This window comes from Nocardioides asiaticus, assembly GCF_040049175.1.
GTDB classification, from domain to species: domain Bacteria; phylum Actinomycetota; class Actinomycetes; order Propionibacteriales; family Nocardioidaceae; genus Nocardioides; species Nocardioides cheoyonin.
This window is the reverse complement of sequence record NZ_JBDZDM010000001.1, coordinates 1143099-1160210: the sequence shown is the minus strand read 5'-3', so window position 1 is coordinate 1160210 and position 17112 is coordinate 1143099. Positions and strand designations below refer to the sequence as shown.

The 17112-nt window shown below is 69.2% G+C and carries 14 protein-coding genes; 9 read left to right on the top strand and 5 right to left on the bottom strand.

The annotated features are described in order from the left end of the window. The first annotated feature begins 43 nt into the window (after window positions 1-43). Entirely contained in the window at window positions 44-1234 is a 1191-nt protein-coding gene (locus tag ABLE53_RS05640; RefSeq protein WP_348857718.1) for a phytanoyl-CoA dioxygenase family protein, read from the top strand. A 12-nt stretch (window positions 1235-1246) separates the two neighbouring features. Here ABLE53_RS05640 and ABLE53_RS05635 read toward each other — a convergent pair whose 3' ends face one another. Next, window positions 1247-2296, bottom strand: a complete 1050-nt coding sequence (locus tag ABLE53_RS05635; protein ID WP_348857717.1) for a LacI family DNA-binding transcriptional regulator — start codon at window positions 2294-2296, stop codon at window positions 1247-1249. Window positions 2297-2424: 128 nt separating this feature from the next. Between ABLE53_RS05635 and ABLE53_RS05630 the strand changes: the two genes are divergently transcribed. Further along, a complete protein-coding gene (locus tag ABLE53_RS05630; RefSeq protein WP_348857716.1) occupies window positions 2425-5622 on the top strand; it encodes a glucan 1,4-alpha-glucosidase in 3198 nt (1065 codons plus the stop codon). A gap of 245 nt (window positions 5623-5867) precedes the next feature. Further along, window positions 5868-6032 (top strand): hypothetical protein, encoded by a 165-nt coding sequence (locus tag ABLE53_RS05625; protein WP_348857715.1) that lies wholly within the window; start codon window positions 5868-5870, stop codon window positions 6030-6032. A gap of 54 nt (window positions 6033-6086) precedes the next feature. Here the strand turns inward: ABLE53_RS05625 and ABLE53_RS05620 are convergent, their stop codons facing one another. After that, window positions 6087-9182 (bottom strand): DEAD/DEAH box helicase, encoded by a 3096-nt coding sequence (locus tag ABLE53_RS05620; RefSeq protein WP_425474841.1) that lies wholly within the window; start codon window positions 9180-9182, stop codon window positions 6087-6089. A 50-nt stretch (window positions 9183-9232) separates the two neighbouring features. Continuing rightward, window positions 9233-11239 carry a nuclease-related domain-containing DEAD/DEAH box helicase gene (locus ABLE53_RS05615; RefSeq protein WP_348857713.1) on the bottom strand — a complete coding sequence of 669 codons (2007 nt, stop codon included), beginning with the start codon at window positions 11237-11239 and terminating at the stop codon, window positions 9233-9235. Window positions 11240-11710: 471 nt separating this feature from the next. Between ABLE53_RS05615 and ABLE53_RS05610 the strand changes: the two genes are divergently transcribed. Genes ABLE53_RS05610 through ABLE53_RS05595 form a run of 4 tightly spaced genes read left to right on the top strand, consistent with a single transcriptional unit; the run spans window position 11711 to window position 14351 of the window. Then, complete coding sequence (locus ABLE53_RS05610; RefSeq protein WP_348857711.1) at window positions 11711-11998, top strand: excalibur calcium-binding domain-containing protein; 288 nt, start codon at window positions 11711-11713, stop codon at window positions 11996-11998. Then, window positions 11995-12618, top strand: a complete 624-nt coding sequence (locus tag ABLE53_RS05605; RefSeq protein WP_348857710.1) for an excalibur calcium-binding domain-containing protein — start codon at window positions 11995-11997, stop codon at window positions 12616-12618. Before ABLE53_RS05610 ends, ABLE53_RS05605 begins: the two co-directional genes overlap by 4 nt. A gap of 7 nt (window positions 12619-12625) precedes the next feature. Beyond that, complete coding sequence (locus ABLE53_RS05600) at window positions 12626-13648, top strand: DUF4236 domain-containing protein (RefSeq protein WP_348857709.1); 1023 nt, start codon at window positions 12626-12628, stop codon at window positions 13646-13648. 37 nt (window positions 13649-13685) lie between these two features. Continuing rightward, the gene (locus tag ABLE53_RS05595; RefSeq protein ID WP_348857708.1) at window positions 13686-14351 is read left to right on the top strand and encodes a SprT-like domain-containing protein; all 666 of its coding nucleotides are present in this window, start codon (window positions 13686-13688) and stop codon (window positions 14349-14351) included. An 84-nt stretch (window positions 14352-14435) separates the two neighbouring features. On the opposite strand, the gene ABLE53_RS05590 is transcribed toward ABLE53_RS05595, so the two are convergent. Continuing rightward, a complete protein-coding gene (locus tag ABLE53_RS05590; protein WP_348857707.1) occupies window positions 14436-14894 on the bottom strand; it encodes a hypothetical protein in 459 nt (152 codons plus the stop codon). Window positions 14895-14907: 13 nt separating this feature from the next. Beyond that, window positions 14908-15129 carry a hypothetical protein gene (locus tag ABLE53_RS05585; RefSeq protein WP_348857706.1) on the bottom strand — a complete coding sequence of 74 codons (222 nt, stop codon included), beginning with the start codon at window positions 15127-15129 and terminating at the stop codon, window positions 14908-14910. A gap of 208 nt (window positions 15130-15337) precedes the next feature. Between ABLE53_RS05585 and ABLE53_RS05580 the strand changes: the two genes are divergently transcribed. Both ABLE53_RS05580 and ABLE53_RS05575 read left to right on the top strand, forming a co-directional pair. Beyond that, a complete protein-coding gene (locus ABLE53_RS05580; RefSeq protein WP_348857705.1) occupies window positions 15338-16459 on the top strand; it encodes a sensor histidine kinase in 1122 nt (373 codons plus the stop codon). Continuing rightward, the gene (locus tag ABLE53_RS05575) at window positions 16456-17112 is read left to right on the top strand and encodes a response regulator (protein WP_348857703.1); all 657 of its coding nucleotides are present in this window, start codon (window positions 16456-16458) and stop codon (window positions 17110-17112) included. The genes ABLE53_RS05580 and ABLE53_RS05575 overlap by 4 nt, the downstream gene beginning before the upstream one ends.

Sequence of the window (17112 nt, the reverse complement as noted above, 5' to 3'; positions counted from 1 at the left end):
CCCGCGGACGACAGCCACGGGCCGACACACTCAGGAGGCGCACATGGGCACGCTCGCGCACAGGCCGGCGGCGGTGACGACGGGGTGGTACGACGCCGAGGACTGCAGCCTCGCCGACTTCCGGGAGGTCGTCGAGGAGAGCATCCGGCTGGAGGACTACCCGTACGCCGACGCGGTCGTCGACAACGTCCTGGTCTACGGTCCCGGCCTCGCCGACCGCGTCGAGGACCCCGCAGCGCGTCGTACGGCGCAGGCGGAGCTGGCCGCGGCGCTGCTCGACGGCCCCGGTGTCGTGGTGGTCAAGCAGGCCTTCGCCCCGCCCGTCGTCGACGCGGCGACCGCCGCCTTCGAGCGGCTCATCGCCGACCAGAAGGCGCGCGGGGGCGCCGTCGGCGACCACTTCGCGAAGCCGGGCACGAACGACCGGGTCTGGGGAGCGCTGGACAAGCTGGCGCTGGCCGACCCGGAGATCTTCGTGTCCTACTACGGCAACGACGTGCTGGCGCTGGTGAGCGAGGCGTGGCTGGGACCCGGCTACCAGGTCACCTCCCAGGTCAACGTCGTCAACCCGGGGGGCCAGGCGCAGCTGGCGCACCGCGACTACCACCTCGGCTTCATGGACCGGGCGCAGGCGGAGGCCTACCCGGCGCAGGTCCACGCCCTCTCGCCGGCCCTCACGCTGCAGGGCGCGGTGGCCCACTGCGACATGCCCGTGGAGTCGGGGCCGACGATGTTCCTCCCGCACTCGCAGAAGTACGGGCCCGGGTACGTCGCCTACCACGACCCCGCCTTCACCGAGTACTTCGAGCGGCATCACGTGCAGCTCCCGCTGGACAAGGGCGACGCGGTCTTCTTCAACCCCGCGCTCTTCCATGGCGCCGGCACCAACCGCACGGCCGACGTACGCCGGATGGCGAACCTGCTCCAGGTCTCCTCCGCGTTCGGCCGGGCGATGGAGGCGGTCGACACGGCCGCCATCTGCAGCGCCGTCTTCCCGATCCTGCGCAAGCGCAGGGCCGACGGGACCGACGTACGCCAGATCAACAACGCGATCGCCGCCGCGGCCGAGGGCTACGCGTTCCCGACGAACCTCGACCTGGACCAGCCGGTGGGCTCCCTGGCGCCGCCGAGCCAGGCCGACCTGCTGCGACAGGCGGTTGAGGAGGACTGGCAGCCTGCCCGGCTCGCCGCGGCGCTGGCCGCCCAGCAGGACCGGCGGCGCGTGCGCGCCTGACGGCCGGGGAGGTCACTCCGGGTCGTCGGGAAGGAGCGACGAGGGCTCGTTGTACGGCGTCACGACCTGGATCTGCGAGGGCAGCGTGGCCGGTCGCCCCGGCAGGATGCCGCGGGCCTGCAGCAGGAGCCGGCAGGCCCGTCGCAGGTCTGCCCGGAGGTCGTGGTGGAGCACGGCCGAGACCTGTCGTGTCCGCAGCAGCCGGCGGTTGTCGCCGTCGAGGTCGTGGGCGATGAAGACCGACGCGGTCCGGCCCAGCTCCGCGAAGGCGGCCAGGGTGGCGACGTTGCCGCCGCCGGGGGAGTAGACCGCGTCGACCGTCGGGTGCGACCGCAGCGCGGCCCGCACCTCCTCCAGCATCGTCTCGTCGAGTCCGTCAGTGTCGGTGACCTCGACGACCCGGCGCTCGGGGGCCAGCTCGCCGAGGGTGCTGCGGAAGCCGACCTCGCGCTCCTCCTCGCCGTGGAAGTCCGAGTGGCTGAGTGTCAGGAGGACCGAGCCGCGTACGCCGGCCCAGTGGGTGACCAGGTAGGCCGCCGTGGACCCTGCCGCGCGGTTGTCCACGCCGGCGTACGCCACCCGCCGGCTGGTCGGCAGGTCGGTGACGAAGGTGACCGTCGGGATGGCCGCGTCCGCCAGTCGTCCCACGGCGGCCGCCACCTCCGGGTGGTCGGGCGCCTTCAGGATCACGCCGTCCGAGCCCTGCCGCCCGACACGGCCGAGCACCTCGGCGGCGGCCGCCGGGTCGCTGTGCTCGGCGAGGTGGGACCGCGCCCGCAGCACCGCCGGCCTCATCAGCCTGAGCTCGGCCTCCAGCGCCGTACGCGAGGCGGAGGCGAACCTGTCGGGCGCCTGCATCACCAGATCGAGGATCACCGGCCGGCTCGACAGGTGGACCTGCGCCCGCTGCCGGTCGAGCTCGGCGATGGCGCGCTCGACCTGGGCCACGGTCTCGGGGCGTACGCCGTCGCGGCCGTGCAGCACGCGGTCGACGGTCGCCCGGCTCAGCCCGGACTGGGCGGCGATGTCGACGACCCGGTTCGGGCGGCGGGGACGACGCACGGTGCTCCCTCGGTGACGGCCCGGCGGTCGGCCGCCGGCCGGGCGATCGGAGATCACAGTGTGGCACGGGATGGGCTAGGTTGTGAGCGCCGTCACAGTGTGGTGTCAGGTCATGGAGGGAGCGGGCCGTGCGTCGTGCGTCGAGATGGTCCATCACCGTCGCCTCGGGAGCGGTCGTGCTCGCCGGGCTCGCAGCGCCGGCGGGGGCGGCGCAGCCGTCGGCATCCCCCGCGGCACCGCCAGCGGCATCACCAGCAGCGGAGGCGACAGCCCCGGGCGCCCCGGGCGCGAGCTCGACGTGGACCACCGGCGCGAAGGACGGCATCGGGACGAGTACGACGACGTCCTCGAAGGTGTGGTTCAGCCTCACCCAGGGCGTGCTGAGCGAGGTGTACTACCCGCGCGTCGACGTCGCCGACAGCCAGGGGCTGCAGCTCGTGGTGACCGACGGGCGGACCTTCACCGACCGCGAGGACACGGACACGACGCACCGGATCCGGCTGCTGGACCCGCACAGCCTCAGCTATCAGCAGGTCAACACCGACAAGCAGCGCCGCTACCGGATCACCAAGACCTACGTGACCGACCCGGCCCGCGACAGCGTGGTCGTGAGCGTGCGCGTCACGAGCCTCGACGGCGGCCGCTATTCGGCGTACGTCCTCTACGACCCCTCGCTCGCCAACTCGGGCAAGCACGACTCGGCGACCACCCACGGCGGCGCGCTGCTGGCCTCGGACACCACCGGCGACACGCCGGTCGCGAGCGCGCTGGTGGCGAGGCCGGCGTTCACCGCCACCTCCAGCGGGTACGCCGGCAGCAGCGACGGCTGGACCGACCTGGCCGACGACCACACTCTCGACCACCGCTACACCAACGCGCCGGACGGCAACGTCGTCCAGCTCGGCCGGCTGGCGAGCACCGGAAGGACCACCAGCGCCACCGTCGTCCTCGGCTTCGGCGCCGACACCGCCACGGCGGAGAGGACCGCCCGGACGACGCTCAGGAGCCCGTTCGGCAGGACCAGCGCGGCCTACCGCAGCGGCTGGTCGTCGTACCTCCGCTCGCTCAAGCGGCCACCGCGCAGCGTCAGCCGGGACCGGTCGCTCGAGACGCAGTACGACGTCGCGGTGATGACCCTCAAAGCGCACGAGGACAAGACCTACCGCGGCGCCAACATCGCGTCGCTGACGGTGCCGTGGGGCGAGGCGGTCAACGCCGACGAGCCGGGCGTGGGCGGCTACCACCTGGTGTGGGCGCGCGACCTCTACCAGGTCGCGACCGCGCAGCTCGCGGCCGGCGACAGCGCTGCGGCCAACCGCAGCCTCGACTACCTCTTCGACGTGCAGCAGAAGCCCGACGGCAGCTTCCCGCAGAACAGCCTGCTGGACGGCACGCCGTACTGGGGCAGCCTGCAGCTCGACGAGGTCGCCTTCCCGATCGTGCTCGCGCAGCAGCTCGGCCGCTCGGACGCGGCGACGTGGGGCCACGTGAAGCGGGCCGCCGACTTCCTCGTCGGGCGCGGGCCCTCGACGCCGCAGGAGCGCTGGGAGGAGGAGGGCGGCTACTCGCCGTCGACGATCGCCGCGGAGATCGCCGGGCTGGTCTGCGCCGCGTCGATCGCGCGGGCCAACGGCGACGACGCCTCGGCCGGGCTCTACCTCGCGACCGCCGACGACTGGCGCCGCCACGTCGCCGACTGGACGTTCACCACCACCGGGCCGCTGGGCGACCACCGCTACTTCGAGCGGATCGACGACAACGGCGACCCGAACGACGGGCACTCGCTCGAGATCAACAACGGCGGCGGGACGTACGACGAGCGTGGGATCGTCGACGCCGGCTTCCTCGACCTCGTCCGCCTCGGCGTACTGCCGGCCGACGACCCCGACGTCCTCGCGTCCCTGCCCGAGGTCGACTCCACGATCCGGGTGGTCACCCCGGACGGGCCGATGTGGTACCGCTACAACCACGACGGCTACGGCGAGAAGCCCGACGGGTCGCCGTACGACGGCACCGGCCAGGGCCGGCTGTGGCCGCTGCTGTCGGGGGAGCGCGGGGAGTACGCGCTCGCGTCCGGGCAGTCCGCCGGCTCCTACCTGCGCACGATGGCGGGCGCCGCGAACGACGGCTACATGATCCCCGAGCAGGTGTGGGACGAGCCGTCCACCTCGGACTTCACGTTCGGCGAGGGGACCGGCTCGGCGACGCCGTTGGCCTGGTCGATGGCGCAGTACGTCCGGCTCGCGCAGTCCATCGACGCCGGCAAGCCCGTGGAGACGCCGTCGGTCGTGGCGCAGCGGTACGCCGGCGTACAGCCCGCCGGGCCGAGCGTCGAGCTCACCAGTCCCGACGACGGGCTCCAGACCGACGCCGCGACCGTCGAGGTCGCCGGGACGACCGACGCCGCGTCGGTGTCGGTCAACGGCGGCGGGTCGACCGTCGACGCACCGGTCGACTCCGTCGGCCACTTCTCGGTGTCGGTGCCGCTCTCGCTGGGCAGCAACGTCATCACGGTCGCCGCGGTCGGCTCCGACGGAGGGACGACGCTAGTCCGACGTACGGTCGTCTCCACCAGCCTCGGCACCCGCCTCGGCACTGTGTCCGATCCTTCCGGCGACGACGACGGCCCGGGCACCTACGTCTACCCGACCTCCGCCGACTTCGTGCCGGGCGCGTTCGACGTCACCGGCTTCGGGGTCTACGAGGACCCCGAGCAGGTGAACTTCGCGATCACCATCCGCGGCGACCTCACCAGCCCGTGGGGCGGCAACCAGATCTCGGTGCAGCGCTTCGACATCTATCTGCGCACCGGTTCCGGCAGTGGCGCCGTGGCGGCCCTGCCGGGCACCAACGCCGAGCTCGAGGCGCCGTACGACCGCGTGATCACGGCCGACGGCTGGGGCCCCGCCGTACGCGACGGGAGCGGTGCGACGCTCGGTACGCCGACGCTCACCGGCATCGCGGAGACCCACACGCTGGTCGTCTCCGTCCCGCGCGACCTGCTGCCCTCGGACCTGTCGTCCGCGTCGTACGCCCTCACCTCGATGAGCCACGCCGACGAGGCCGGCGGCGAGGGCGTCGGCGGCATCCGGCCGGTCTACGCGCTCGACTACTGGCAGAACCCGCCCGCGGGGATGGAGTGGATCCAGCAGTACCGCTTCGGCGGCGGCGCCGGCCAGTGGACCGGCGACAACGCCGCCAAGGACACCGACACCCCCGACCCGAACGTCCTCGACATCCTCGTCCCCTCCGGTTCCTCCCAGGCTGACGTGCTCGACTGGACCTCGCGCTCGCCCGTCGTGCTGCCCTACGTGCCGCTGGGGTAGCCGCACGAAGCGTTGGTCGAGCCCGGACCGCTGGTCGAGCCGGGCCGTTGGTCGAGCCCGCATCGTTGGTCGAGCCCGGACACGAAGTGGCCGGTGTCGAGACCAACACAGCCGCCCTCGACCCGATGTGCCCAACCCCACGCGGCATTCCCTGACATACCCGAGCGGCTGCTCCGTCTCCTCATCGAGACGACCGCTCCGAACACCGAGGAGGAACGGCCAGACCATCAAGGAGCTGCATCACCATGACCCACCACAACCCCGACCACACCCACCTCGAAGAGGTCTGGGAGTACGACGGCGACCACCTGCTCGAGCACTGGGAGGTCGTTCCCGACGAGGACGTGGATGTCGAGGAAATCATTACCGGCACCCCTACCGCGCCGCCTCTCACGCCGCCTGATTCTTGATTGGCCACGTGACCCCGACATCGGGGCGGCGCCGGCAAATGGCAGGGGGACGTTCTAACCAGCAGCGATTGTCGCCTGTGTGAAGAAGTCCATCGGCATTGGCCGTTCCAGTTCCCAGGTGATGGCGATCGGACGCTCCCCGCTATGCGACACATATCGGGCCGGTCCGAGGAACAGGTACGGCGAGGTGCCGTACTCGTCCTTCTCCTGCTCGCGCACAAACAGAAGAACGGTGCTGGTGCCGTTGATGTAGCGCTGACCGGTGGGCGAGGCCACGGTCGTCGTGGATTGCGACTCCCAATGGAAGAGCGTGGGACTGATCGGGTAGTCGCGGTACATCGTGGTCGGCGAGTAGTCCGCCTCAGACTTCTTCAGAGTGACGAAGAAGATGTCAGTATTCGTCGCGGGCGAGTACGCGACGCCTTGCATGACGCTCGTCGGTTTGCGTTCGAGCGTGGCATAGCCAAGAGCACTGAGGATCTCTTCTCGCTGGTAGCGCGCGTGAACGCGCAGTGGGACATCGGCGAGAGAGCCAACGAGCTCGAGCGACTGGTGCCGTGCCTCGTCGAACGAGATGTCGACCACCGCCGCGAGCTCGGCGCGCGCCGCCGGCTCTGCTTGCAGGGCAGCGAGACCGGCCTCGTACGACGGGTGCCCGCCGCCGTCAGGCCACAGTGAGAAGAAGAGCATCTGCGCAAGCCGCTGTTGTTCAGCAGGTAGTTGGTGATGAGTCCGACCGGTGTCGGCGAGCAAGTGGCGATACGCGCGAGCGCGCAGAGGATCGTCTACGTGCGCAAGCGCTCGAACTCGCTTCAGGAGTTGAGACTCGTACGCGGCACCGCCGGGCGTGGGCAGTCCGGCGTCGCGGCGAAGCTTCGTCCATGAGTACCTGCCCTGCCGGATGATGTCTGGCAACTCGACGCCGGATTCGTGAAGAAACGTACGCAGGTCCATGTCCCCGTATGACCGAAGCTCAGCAACAATCTGCGACCATCGACTTGCCACCTGCGAACGGATGTTTTCCAGAATCGTGGCCTGCGCCTCACGGTCCATCAGGATTTGGGAACCCGCGGGAAGGAACGGGAAGTCGCGCCTGATCTCGCGTTCCAGGCCGGCGCGCGTGAGCCCTGTCAGCGCGCGCAGCTTGCGATCCCAGCGGAACTGCTTGTGTTGCAAGCCGACGAAGTCGAGCACCGTCAGAACTGCCTTGTCGAGCGTGCGACGAAGGCCGCGACCGAGTTGCTGTAGGAAGACCGTGGCGCTCTCAGTTGGTCTGAGGAAGAGCACGGTATCCACTGCCGGGATATCGAGTCCCTCGTTGAAGACGTCGACCGTGAAGATGGCGTTGATTCGCCGTTCGCGGAGGTCGCTCAGCGCCTGCTCGCGCTCGGTTGCCTGCGTTCTGCCGGTGACCGTTCGAGAGGGAATGCCGGCGTCGTTGAACACCTGCGCCATGTATTCGGCGTGCGCGACGGTCACGCAGAAGCCAAGCGCACGCATCGCGCCCGGGTCGATGACTTTGTCCCGAACTGTTTCCAGAATGATGCGGGATCGCACGTCGTCGCCGATGTAGCGGTTGGTGAGCTCGTCGATGTCGTACCGCCCGTTCGCCCACGTCAGGCTGCTGAGATCGGTCCCGTCGGCGACTGCGAAGTAGTGGAAGGGGCAGAGCAGGTCGGCGCCGAGTGCATCCCAAAGTCGGAGCTCGGTGGCAATACGGCCATCGAAGAAGGCGTCCTGGACGTTGACGCCGTCTGCTCGCTCCGGTGTCGCCGTCAGACCGAGCAGCTCGTGGGGCCGAAGCTGGTCGATCAGTCGGCGATAGCTCGATGCCGCTGCGTGGTGGAACTCGTCGATCACCACGATCTCGAACGCATCGCTAGGGATGTTCGCTATGCCGTACGACGACAGGGACTGAATGCTCGCGAAGACATGGTCCCAACGTTCCGGCCGCGTCCCATCGACGTACATCTCGCCGAAGGCGCCGTCACCGAGGACTTCGCGATAGGTGCGAAGCGACTGCGCGAGGATCTCCTTTCGGTGAGCCACGAAGAGAAGGCGCGGTCGCTTTCCGCTGGCGGGGTCCCAAAGGTGCCGATAGTCGAGCGCGGCGATGACAGTCTTGCCAGTGCCCGTCGCGGCTACGACCAGGTTGCGATGACGGTCATGAACGGTTCGCTCTGCATCGATCTCGTCAAGCATTTCCTGCTGGTAGGGGTACGGCGTGACCTCGAGCCCTGAAAGCGAGATTGTCACTCGGTCGGTGCTCCGGCCGCCGGCTTCCGCGAGAGCGTCGTCGAGTCGATCTCCATCGCGGTCCGGGTCGTACAGCTCGTAGCTCGGGTCGCTCCAGTAGGTGTCGAAGGTGGCGGCAAACTTCTGCAGGAGCGACGGCGTCCCGATAGTCGACAGCCGTACGTTCCACTCGACACCATCGAGCAGCGCTGTCTTGGAGAGATTCGACGAGCCGACGTAGGCGGTGTCGTATCCCGTCGCACGACGGAAGAGCCAGGCCTTCGCGTGGAGACGGGTGCGCTGGGCGTCGTACTGGATCTTCACCTCGGCGCCGAACTCGCGCACCAGGCGATCAAGAGCGCGCCGCTCGGTAGCGCCGACGTACGTCGTGGTGATAACACGAAGCGGAGTGTCGCGGAGCTGCGCGTTTCGCAACTGCGGTTCGAGGAGCCGCAAGCCGTGCCACTTCACGAACGCGCACAGCAAGTCGACCTCGTCGGCGGTGTCCATCTCGGCGCGAAGCTCGCCGCCAAGGTTTGGCTCGCCCTTTGTATTAGTCAGCAATGCCGCTTCGCTGAGAGGGGTGCTCGGCCGGCTCTCGAAGGTGCGCACGCCGGGACCTGCCGATGGGGCGATTCGCAGGAGCTGTGAGGCGGGCGGTACGACGGACTCTCCCGCCTCGGCGAGGTCGGCAAGGATGCGATTCACAAGGATGAGGCGCTTTTTCGCGTCACGCTCGCTCGCGAGGGCGCGCTGCGTGATGTCGTAGACATGCCGCGCCAGCACGTGTGGTGCATCCGCGTCGTCGACGGTGCCGGTCAGGAAATGGTCTGGATCGACCTCGGTGAGCAGCTCGCCCAGGCGCTCGGTGATCAACGCTTCGTGCAGCCCGACCTGCAGTGGCTCATGAGTCACGGGTGCAAGCTTTACCGATCCCTCCTCGACCTGCCCAGGAATCGACAAGTTCAGTCGAGGTATCCGAGCCAGAGCCCGTCGCGCGCACGCGTCATTCCGACGTACAGCTCTCGGCGAATCCGTTCGCAGCGTTCGGCGTAGGAGTCGGCGGTCTCGCCGGCCCACGCTGGTGGGTCTGCGCGGCGGAGATTTGGCATGAGGACGTACTTGAACTCGAGGCCTTTCGATCGCTTGATCGTGCCGATCTTGACTCGGTCCGTTGTGACTCCGTCGTACTCCGTCAGCTCTACGTGTGGAATGCCGGCCCTCGTTAGTACTGCCCGGTATCGGTCGACGTCGCGTCGGTGCAGGAGGAGAACTGCAAGGTCGCCCCAGTGTGACGCCCCCGATGCAATGGTCTGACGAAGTTGCCAGACCAGCGCTGTATCGAGCTCGGCTCTGTGACGAGCATCGATCACGATGGGGCGGTTGCCTCGTCGCGCAACTTCAGCATCGCGTGCCCCAGGAACGAGCTCGCCATCAAGGTCGTCGAACGGGGCGCCGGCGACGTGGCGCGTGGCTGCTTGGACGATCTCGTGGGTGTTTCGATAATTGACGCGCAGGACGCTGGCTCGTCCCGCGACGCTGATCCCGGCCTCAGAGAGGTTGAAGCCACCGGGATAGACGGATTGCTGTCCATCTCCCACGAGGAGCAGTGAGTGGGGCACGCCGTCTGCCAACGTTGCGAGAAACTTCAGTCCGACCAGGTTGAGATCCTGGACCTCGTCAACGATCACTGCGCTGTAACGGAAGAGATCGGGGAACTCGTTGACCACGTCGTGAGCCTGAATGAGCAAGTCGTTGAAGTCGTGGATGCCGCATTCCTTGAGGTTGGCCTGGTAGCGCGCGTAGAGATCCCAAACCACTTCTCGATCGTTGGTCGCGAGACGGGTTTTTCGCCCAACCCTCCGCAGGTTCTTGTAGTCGTCGAACGACGTCAGGCCACGTCCCTTGATGACGTGATCGATCTCTTCTCGCCAGTAGGCGGGACGCTCGTCGATGCGTCCCAGCGCCTGTGCCGCGTTGACTAGTCGCCACGCATCGCGAAAGGCGGCATCCGCGCCCTTGGCGTCGATCCTGAGCTTTCGACCAGCAGCATCGAGGACCCTTAGTGCGAGCTGGTGGATGCCAGTGAACTCGATGTTGTCCGCGGCCCGGTCTGACATTCGACGAGCGAGCCCGGAGAGGACGATCGGCAGGGTACGAACGTAGCTGACGAAGAGGACAGGGTTCGATGACCGTTCGGCGATATGGACTGCTCGGTGCAATCCGACGACGGTCTTGCCCGTGCCAGCGGGTCCACGTACTCGCGCCGGTCCACTCCATTGTGATCGGACGAGCTTGTTCTGATCCGGATGCAGGAACGTCATCCATCCCTCGATCGGCTGCTTCATCGCTGCGTCCATGAGTTCTTCCGCGAGCGCCTCCACATCGATGAGGGCGTCTTGCCCTGCGTCAGGGGCGGCAGGCTGGCGCAGCGTCTTGACCTTCAACATCGTCGGCTCAGCCTTCGAGGGCATTTCAGGACAGGCAATCTCGACTTCGGCCGCCATGATGGTCACCTGCTGCGGCTCGAGCCGAGGCCGAAGACTTGCAAGCCACTTCGCGAAGTGCTCATCCCCGACGATTGTCACGCCGTTGAGCGTCACCGGATGCAGCTGGCGGCTCGTAAAGACCATGACCGTTGTGATTGCCGCGAGAGTAAGTCCTGTGTGGTCGACGGCTTCGGCGATGCGCTCGGCGAGAGTGTTGAGCTTCGCGATCTCGTCGTCTTCGCGAGAGTCGCCTCGGTAGATCGAGCCGTCCCGAATCGCTGGCTCGTCCCAATGCTTAGCGTCGACGATGACGATGCCGGCAGGGCCGACCAGAAGAAAGTCGATGTTCGCACGCTTGGAGCCTGGCCAGCGACGATCCTCGAGCACGGTCCACCCGAGCTCGGACAACGGACGCAAGATCCCCGCGAGCCCCTGTTCAGACGAACAGGCGATGGCGTAGTTCCGCGCCTCGCGTCTCTTCAATCGGGCAAGCTCGAATAGTGCGTCGGCGTCATGACTCAGTTGAGTGCTACGTCGTCCCGCTGATGCTCCCGCGGTCATCGATCTCTTGACCTCCCAAGGAGAAGTTAAAGGCGAGGAATGACCGCGTGCAGACAAGTCGCCAAACTCATCCAGTTGCGCGACGGCGCTGTATGTCCAGATGTCCAGCCCTCGGCAACGCACCATCCGACTGGATGGGAGTTGTCCGACGAGACCTCGTCCGTTCGGTCGGGTGTGGATAGTCAGGTCGGGTCATTTCTCTGGGTTCTGCGTACCTCGGGGACGGTCGCAGCCGAGGATCTGAATGGCGCGCCGACGATGGCACGACGCGCTGCTCGAGACAGCCCGGGACAGCATCAGACACGGCGCTCTCGTACGTCTCGTTCTCGGAAGCAATGACCGACCAGCGACAGCGAGGACGTCGTCGCCTGGTCACTCTGGAGACAAGACAAAGTGAGCAAGACGAAGAAGCTGACCGGAGTCGCGGCTGCACTGTTCGCAGTGGCGCTCATCGCCCCGAACGCGCCGGCCGAGGCGGCATCGAAGCCCGCCTGGACGAAGAACTGCACCGCGCTGCACAAGAAGTACCCGCACGGCGTTGGCAGGGTGAACGCGAAGGACAAGACGAGCGGTACGCCGGTCAAGACCTTCAAGAAGTCGAACAAGTTGTTCGCTGCGGCCATGAAGTACAACAAGGGCCTGGACCGCGACAAGGACAAGATCGCCTGCGAGCAGAAGTGACGCAGCCGTCGCTTGACCAGTACCCCGGCTACTTCCCTCCGGCGAAGAAGCCGTTCTGGACCAGAACCAAGACCTCGACCGTGACCGGCATCGCGGCTCTCCTGATCGGCATCGGGATCGGCGCCGCAGGCGGCGAGGACTCCTCAGACACGTCGGCGGCCCCTGACACCGCGACGGTCCAGCAGCAGGTCGACACGGCGGTCGCCGAGAAGACCGCCAGCCTTCAGCAGAAGGTGACGGATCTGCAGACCCGGAACTCCGACCTTCGCGACACCAAGGCGGACCTGCAGCAGCGACTCAAGGACCAGAAGCAGGCCGCTGCGGACAGGCTCCGGACAGTGCGCCAGAACCTGAAGGCCCAGCAGAAGCAGGCGGTCCAGCAGGCTCGCGAAGAGGAGCGCGCGAAGGTCGCGCAGAGCGCGCCGCAGCAGTTCGCCGGCACCGGCAGCTCGACCTCCTCCGGGTCGGCCGGCGGATCGAGTACCGGCGCGACGGACCCACAGTTCGGCACGTGCGGTGAGGCCAACGACGCCGGCTACGGGCCGTACTACGAGGGCACGGACCCGGAGTACGCCTGGTACGAGGACCGCGACGGCGACGGCATCGTCTGCGAGCGGTGAGCGTCTGATGGCTCGGTTCTTCTCGATGCGGATCGCCCCCGGCATCCGGCTGTCCGCCAGCTCGCGTGGGCTCCGCGCCCACGTCGGACCACGGGCCGCCCGGCTCCACGTCGGGGGTGGTCGGACCGGTGTCTCGACCGGTGCCGGTCCGTTCACCTGGTACGAGCCGGTCGGTGGCAGTAGTCGCCGCCGGACGAGCTCAACGCCGGGGTCGGCAACGAGCCGGACGCAGCCGGCGGTTGACCCGACGGCTGAGGTCGCCAAGGCGTTCCGGACGCTGCAGCAGCTTCACAAGACTGCGTTCATCGCGGCGCCGGTCGAGAAGGCTGCCGAACCGCAGCTCCCGAAGTTCGGGCTCCTGGTCGCCACCGCCGAGAAGCAGGAGCTACGAGGCGTCTCGCTGTGGGATCGCCTGGGACGTCGTACCGCGAAGGACCGTGCCCGCGTCGTCGCCGAAGGATGGGCGCGGGACCTGATGACCATCACCGCCAACGCGCGGACTGCCCGTGAGCAGGCGGTCGAGGAGCGGCATCGCAAGCTTGCCTCGAACGAGCCCGCGACGGTCGGCGAGGTCGTGAGCCAGGCGGCGACACGCAATCGGCTCCCGCTCACCGTGAGAGGCGTCGCGGGCAGCACCATCCGGCTCACGGTCCAGGTCCCCGATGCGGAGACGATCCCGGACCGCAAGCCCGCGCGTACGCCGGCCGGCAACCCGACGCTCGCGAGACTCAGCAAGACGGAGGCCAACGAGTGGCACGCACGGCTCGTCGCCGCTCATGCGATTCTCGCCGCCCGGTTGGCGCTGGGGGAGGCGCCGTCGTTGGAGCGGGCCGCGATCGTCGTACGAGATCCTCATGGTGACGCGCTCCTTGCGGTGACGCTGTCTCCGCTCGGTGCCAGTGCAGCCGGGGCCGCGGCCGACGCGTGGCAGGGCATCACGGAGCACGGCGAGGAGCTGCGCTACCAGGTTCGCGGGCGGGTGCGTGAGCTCCAGCCGCTCGACCTGGCGGGGGATGCGCTCTACGCCTGAGACTCCGATGTCGGTGGCGGCCCCTAAGGTCCGCGGCATGGATCTGAGAGACGCGTGGAGCCTCGCGCACGAGCTGCTCGAGCGACATGGCCTGGTGGGATGGACGATCGAGCTGGACCAGGCGAAGCGGCGTGCGGGCGTGTGCAGGCACGGGCGGAAGGTGATCGGGCTGTCGGCGCCGATCACGCGCCTCCATCCGGAGGCGGAGGTGCGCGACACGATCCTCCACGAGATCGCCCACGCGCTGGTCGGTCCCGAGGCGGGGCACGGTCCGGTCTGGGCCGAGACGGCGCGGCGGATCGGCTGCTCGGGGGAGCGGTGCGTCCCCGAGGACGCGCCGCGCGTGCCCGGCGCCTGGGTCGGCGTGTGCCGCGAGGGCCACATGGTCGAGCGGCACCGGCGGCCGGAGCGGGTGCTGATGTGTGGCCGTTGCGACGCTCCCAACGACGTCGACCGCGTCTTCGAGTGGGTCCATCACGGGCGCCCGGCGGCGATGCATCCCAACTACGTCGCCGAGCTGGCCGCGATGCGCGACGGCCGCCGGATGACGATCCTTCCGCCCGGGGCGACGGCGCGGGTCGTTGCGCCCGGTGAGTTCAGCGGGCGGGTCGGGACCGTCGCGAAGGTGGGGCGTACGAGCTATCACCTGCGACTGCCCGAGGGGCTTCTGCGGGTCGTGTTCGCGGCGGTCGAGCCGGCGTGACGAGGACTCGAGGAGGGCCGAGCGGGCCACGGCGCGCCAGTCATTCCGCTTCGCGGGCCGATTGGTCGTCCACCGGCGGCCGCGTCAGTAGGCGATCCGCATCGTCCAGTCGGCGGTGCTGGGGCCGTCGCCGGAGTTGTCGCCCTCCCGGATGACGGCGAAGCCACGGACGTGGCGATAGGTGCCGGTGCCGCCGAGGACGGTGGCGCGGATGGGACCCGGCTTCGTGGTGGCGGTCCAGCCGACGACCACGAGGCCGCCCTTGAACGCGATGGCCGCCTCGCAGGCGGCGGTGGTCGCCGTCGGGCTGCTCCCGCGGCAGGTGGTGACGTCGGAGGCGATCTTCTTCCCGGCCACGGAGTAGTCGTCGTCCAGCGAGACGTAGCCGGTCGGCCAACCCCACGACGACGACTCGATGAGGTGGCCGCTGACCGTGTGATAGCGAGCCGCGGGATGGCCGGCGTCTGCGGCGCCGCCGGTGAGGGCGAGGCCGACGGCGGTGGCGGCTGCGACGGGTACGGCGGCAAGCGCGAGCTTGTTCATCGTCGTACTCCTCTCAGTGCGAGCGCCGGGCGTGCGTACGCCGTACGGAGCCGACGAGCAGGCCGACGGCCATCACGATGGCGACCAGGGTGAGCCCGAGGAACCCGAACCAGCCGATGCCGCCGACGATCTCGCCGGCGCCCTCGTCGGCGTTGCGGAAGATCCCGGAGACGAGGAAGCAGACGACGTCGAGCGCGACGATCGCGCCGAGGATCCTGGGAGCGGTGAGCTTCATGACTGTGCACCTTCTTCTGAGCGGGTGTCCCGGCCCTTCCGGGACTGCGTCGAATCTCCCCGCCAAGCACGGCCGCGGGCATCGGCCCGAGGGTGGCTCTCGCACCGGCGCGGGTCGGTCCGCCGACGGCGTACGTCCACCCACGGGTGGTCAAGACCGCCACCTCTGGGTGGAGGCCGCGGCGGCGGATCGCGACTAGCGTCGGCCCATGCGCGGGTGGCTCGTGCGGTGGATCGACGTCGTATTGGCGGTGGTCGTGCTCGTCCTGAGCGAGGTCGAGCTGTTCGTCGACGACCTCCACCCGCTGGGTGCGGCCGTACCGGCGTCGGCGGTGGCGGCGGCGTCGATCGCCGTACGACGTCGCTGGCCGCTCGTGACCGTGGTCTGCTGCTTCGGCGGGCTGGTCGCCGACACGTGGGCGGGCGTGCCGCTGTCGGACCCGGTGATGCCGATCTTCTGGGTCCTGGCCGCGGAGTACTCCGCGGCTCGTCATCTCCCGTGGCGCGGCGCGATCGTCGGCCTGCTCGTGGGGCTTGCGTTCTTCGCGAGCACGCTTCCGAAGGACAGCTCCGACCTCGGCTTCGGCACCGTACTCGTCACCGCGCCGTGGCTGGTCGGGCTCGCGATGCGTACCCGGGTCGCGGAGACCGAGACCCTGGCCGACCGGGCGGAGGAGCTTGAGCGGCGGCGGGAGGAGGAGGTACGCGCCGCCGGGGCGGCCGAGCGCGCCCGCATCGCACGTGACCTGCACGACGTGATCGCCCACTCGGTCAGCGTGATGGTGCTGCAGGCGGCCGGCGCCGAGCAGGTGATCGCCCGCGACCCGGCCCGGGCGACCGACGCGCTGCAGCGCATCCAGGACCTCGGGCGCGGCGCGCTGACCGAGATCGGTGCCCTGCTCGGCCTGCTCCGGGAGCACGGTGAGGAGATCGGGATGGCCTCGCACCCGGGGGTCGGCGACCTGGACGCGCTGGTCGACGAGGCGCGCTCGGCGGGGCTCCCGGTGGAGCTGCGGATCGAGGGCGTACGCCGCGAGCTGCCGCCCGGGGTGTCGCTCAGCGTCTACCGGGTCGTCCAGGAGGCGCTCACCAACATCCGCAAGCACGCCGGCTCGGCGCCTGCGGTCGTGACGCTCTGCTTCCTGCCGGACGAGGTGCGGGTGCTCGTCGTCGACAGCGGCTCCGGCGCGGCCGCGCCCGGCCCGGGCGGGCGGCAGGGGATCGTCGGGATGCGCGAGCGGGTCGCGGTGTACGGCGGCAGGCTCGACGCGGGGCCGGAGCCGTCGGGCGGGTACGCCGTACGGGCGCGGATCCCGGTGGTGCAGCCGTGATCCGGATCCTCATCGCCGACGACCAGGACCTCGTCCGCGGCGGCATCCGGATGATCCTCGAGTCGCAGCCGGACCTCGAGGTCGTCGCCGAGGCCGCCGACGGCGCCGAGGCGGTCGCGCTCGCCCTGGAGCAGCGGCCCGACGTCGTACTCATGGACATCCACATGCCCGGCACGGACGGGCTCGCGGCGACCCGGGAGCTGGGGCAGCGGGCGCCGCAGGTGCGCGTGCTGATCCTGACGACGTTCGACGATGACGAGTACGTCTATCGCGCGCTGCGCGACGGCGCCGCCGGCTTCCTGCTCAAGACCGCGCCGCCCGCCCGGCTCGTCGACGGCGTACGCACCGTGGTCGCCGGCGAGGCCCTGCTCGCGCCGGCGATCACGCGGCGGCTCATCGAGCAGCACCTGCGCGTGCCGTCGCCGCGGGCGGCGGAGGCGGCGCGGATCGAGTCGCTCACCGACCGCGAGCGCGAGGTGCTCACCCTCATCGCGCGCGGGCTGTCGAACCAGGAGATCGCCGGCGAGCTGTTCCTCTCCGAGACGACCGTCAAGTCGCACATCAACCGGATCCTGCAGAAGGCCGCGCTGCGCGATCGGGCGCAGGCGGTCGTGCTGGCGTACGAGAGCGGGCTGGTGCGGGCGGGGGACTGA

Bases quoted from the DNA above. Each gene is read 5' to 3' on its own strand.
- ABLE53_RS05640 (WP_348857718.1), top strand. From the start codon at position 44: ATGGGCACGCTCGCGCACAGGCCGGCGGCGGTGACGACGGGGTGGTAC.
- ABLE53_RS05625 (WP_348857715.1), top strand. From the start codon at position 5,868: ATGACCCACCACAACCCCGACCACACCCACCTCGAAGAGGTCTGGGAG.
- ABLE53_RS05600 (WP_348857709.1), top strand. From the start codon at position 12,626: ATGGCTCGGTTCTTCTCGATGCGGATCGCCCCCGGCATCCGGCTGTCC.
- ABLE53_RS05595 (WP_348857708.1), top strand. From the start codon at position 13,686: ATGGATCTGAGAGACGCGTGGAGCCTCGCGCACGAGCTGCTCGAGCGA.
- ABLE53_RS05590 (WP_348857707.1), bottom strand. From the start codon at position 14,894: ATGAACAAGCTCGCGCTTGCCGCCGTACCCGTCGCAGCCGCCACCGCC.
- ABLE53_RS05585 (WP_348857706.1), bottom strand. From the start codon at position 15,129: ATGAAGCTCACCGCTCCCAGGATCCTCGGCGCGATCGTCGCGCTCGAC.
- ABLE53_RS05580 (WP_348857705.1), top strand. From the start codon at position 15,338: ATGCGCGGGTGGCTCGTGCGGTGGATCGACGTCGTATTGGCGGTGGTC.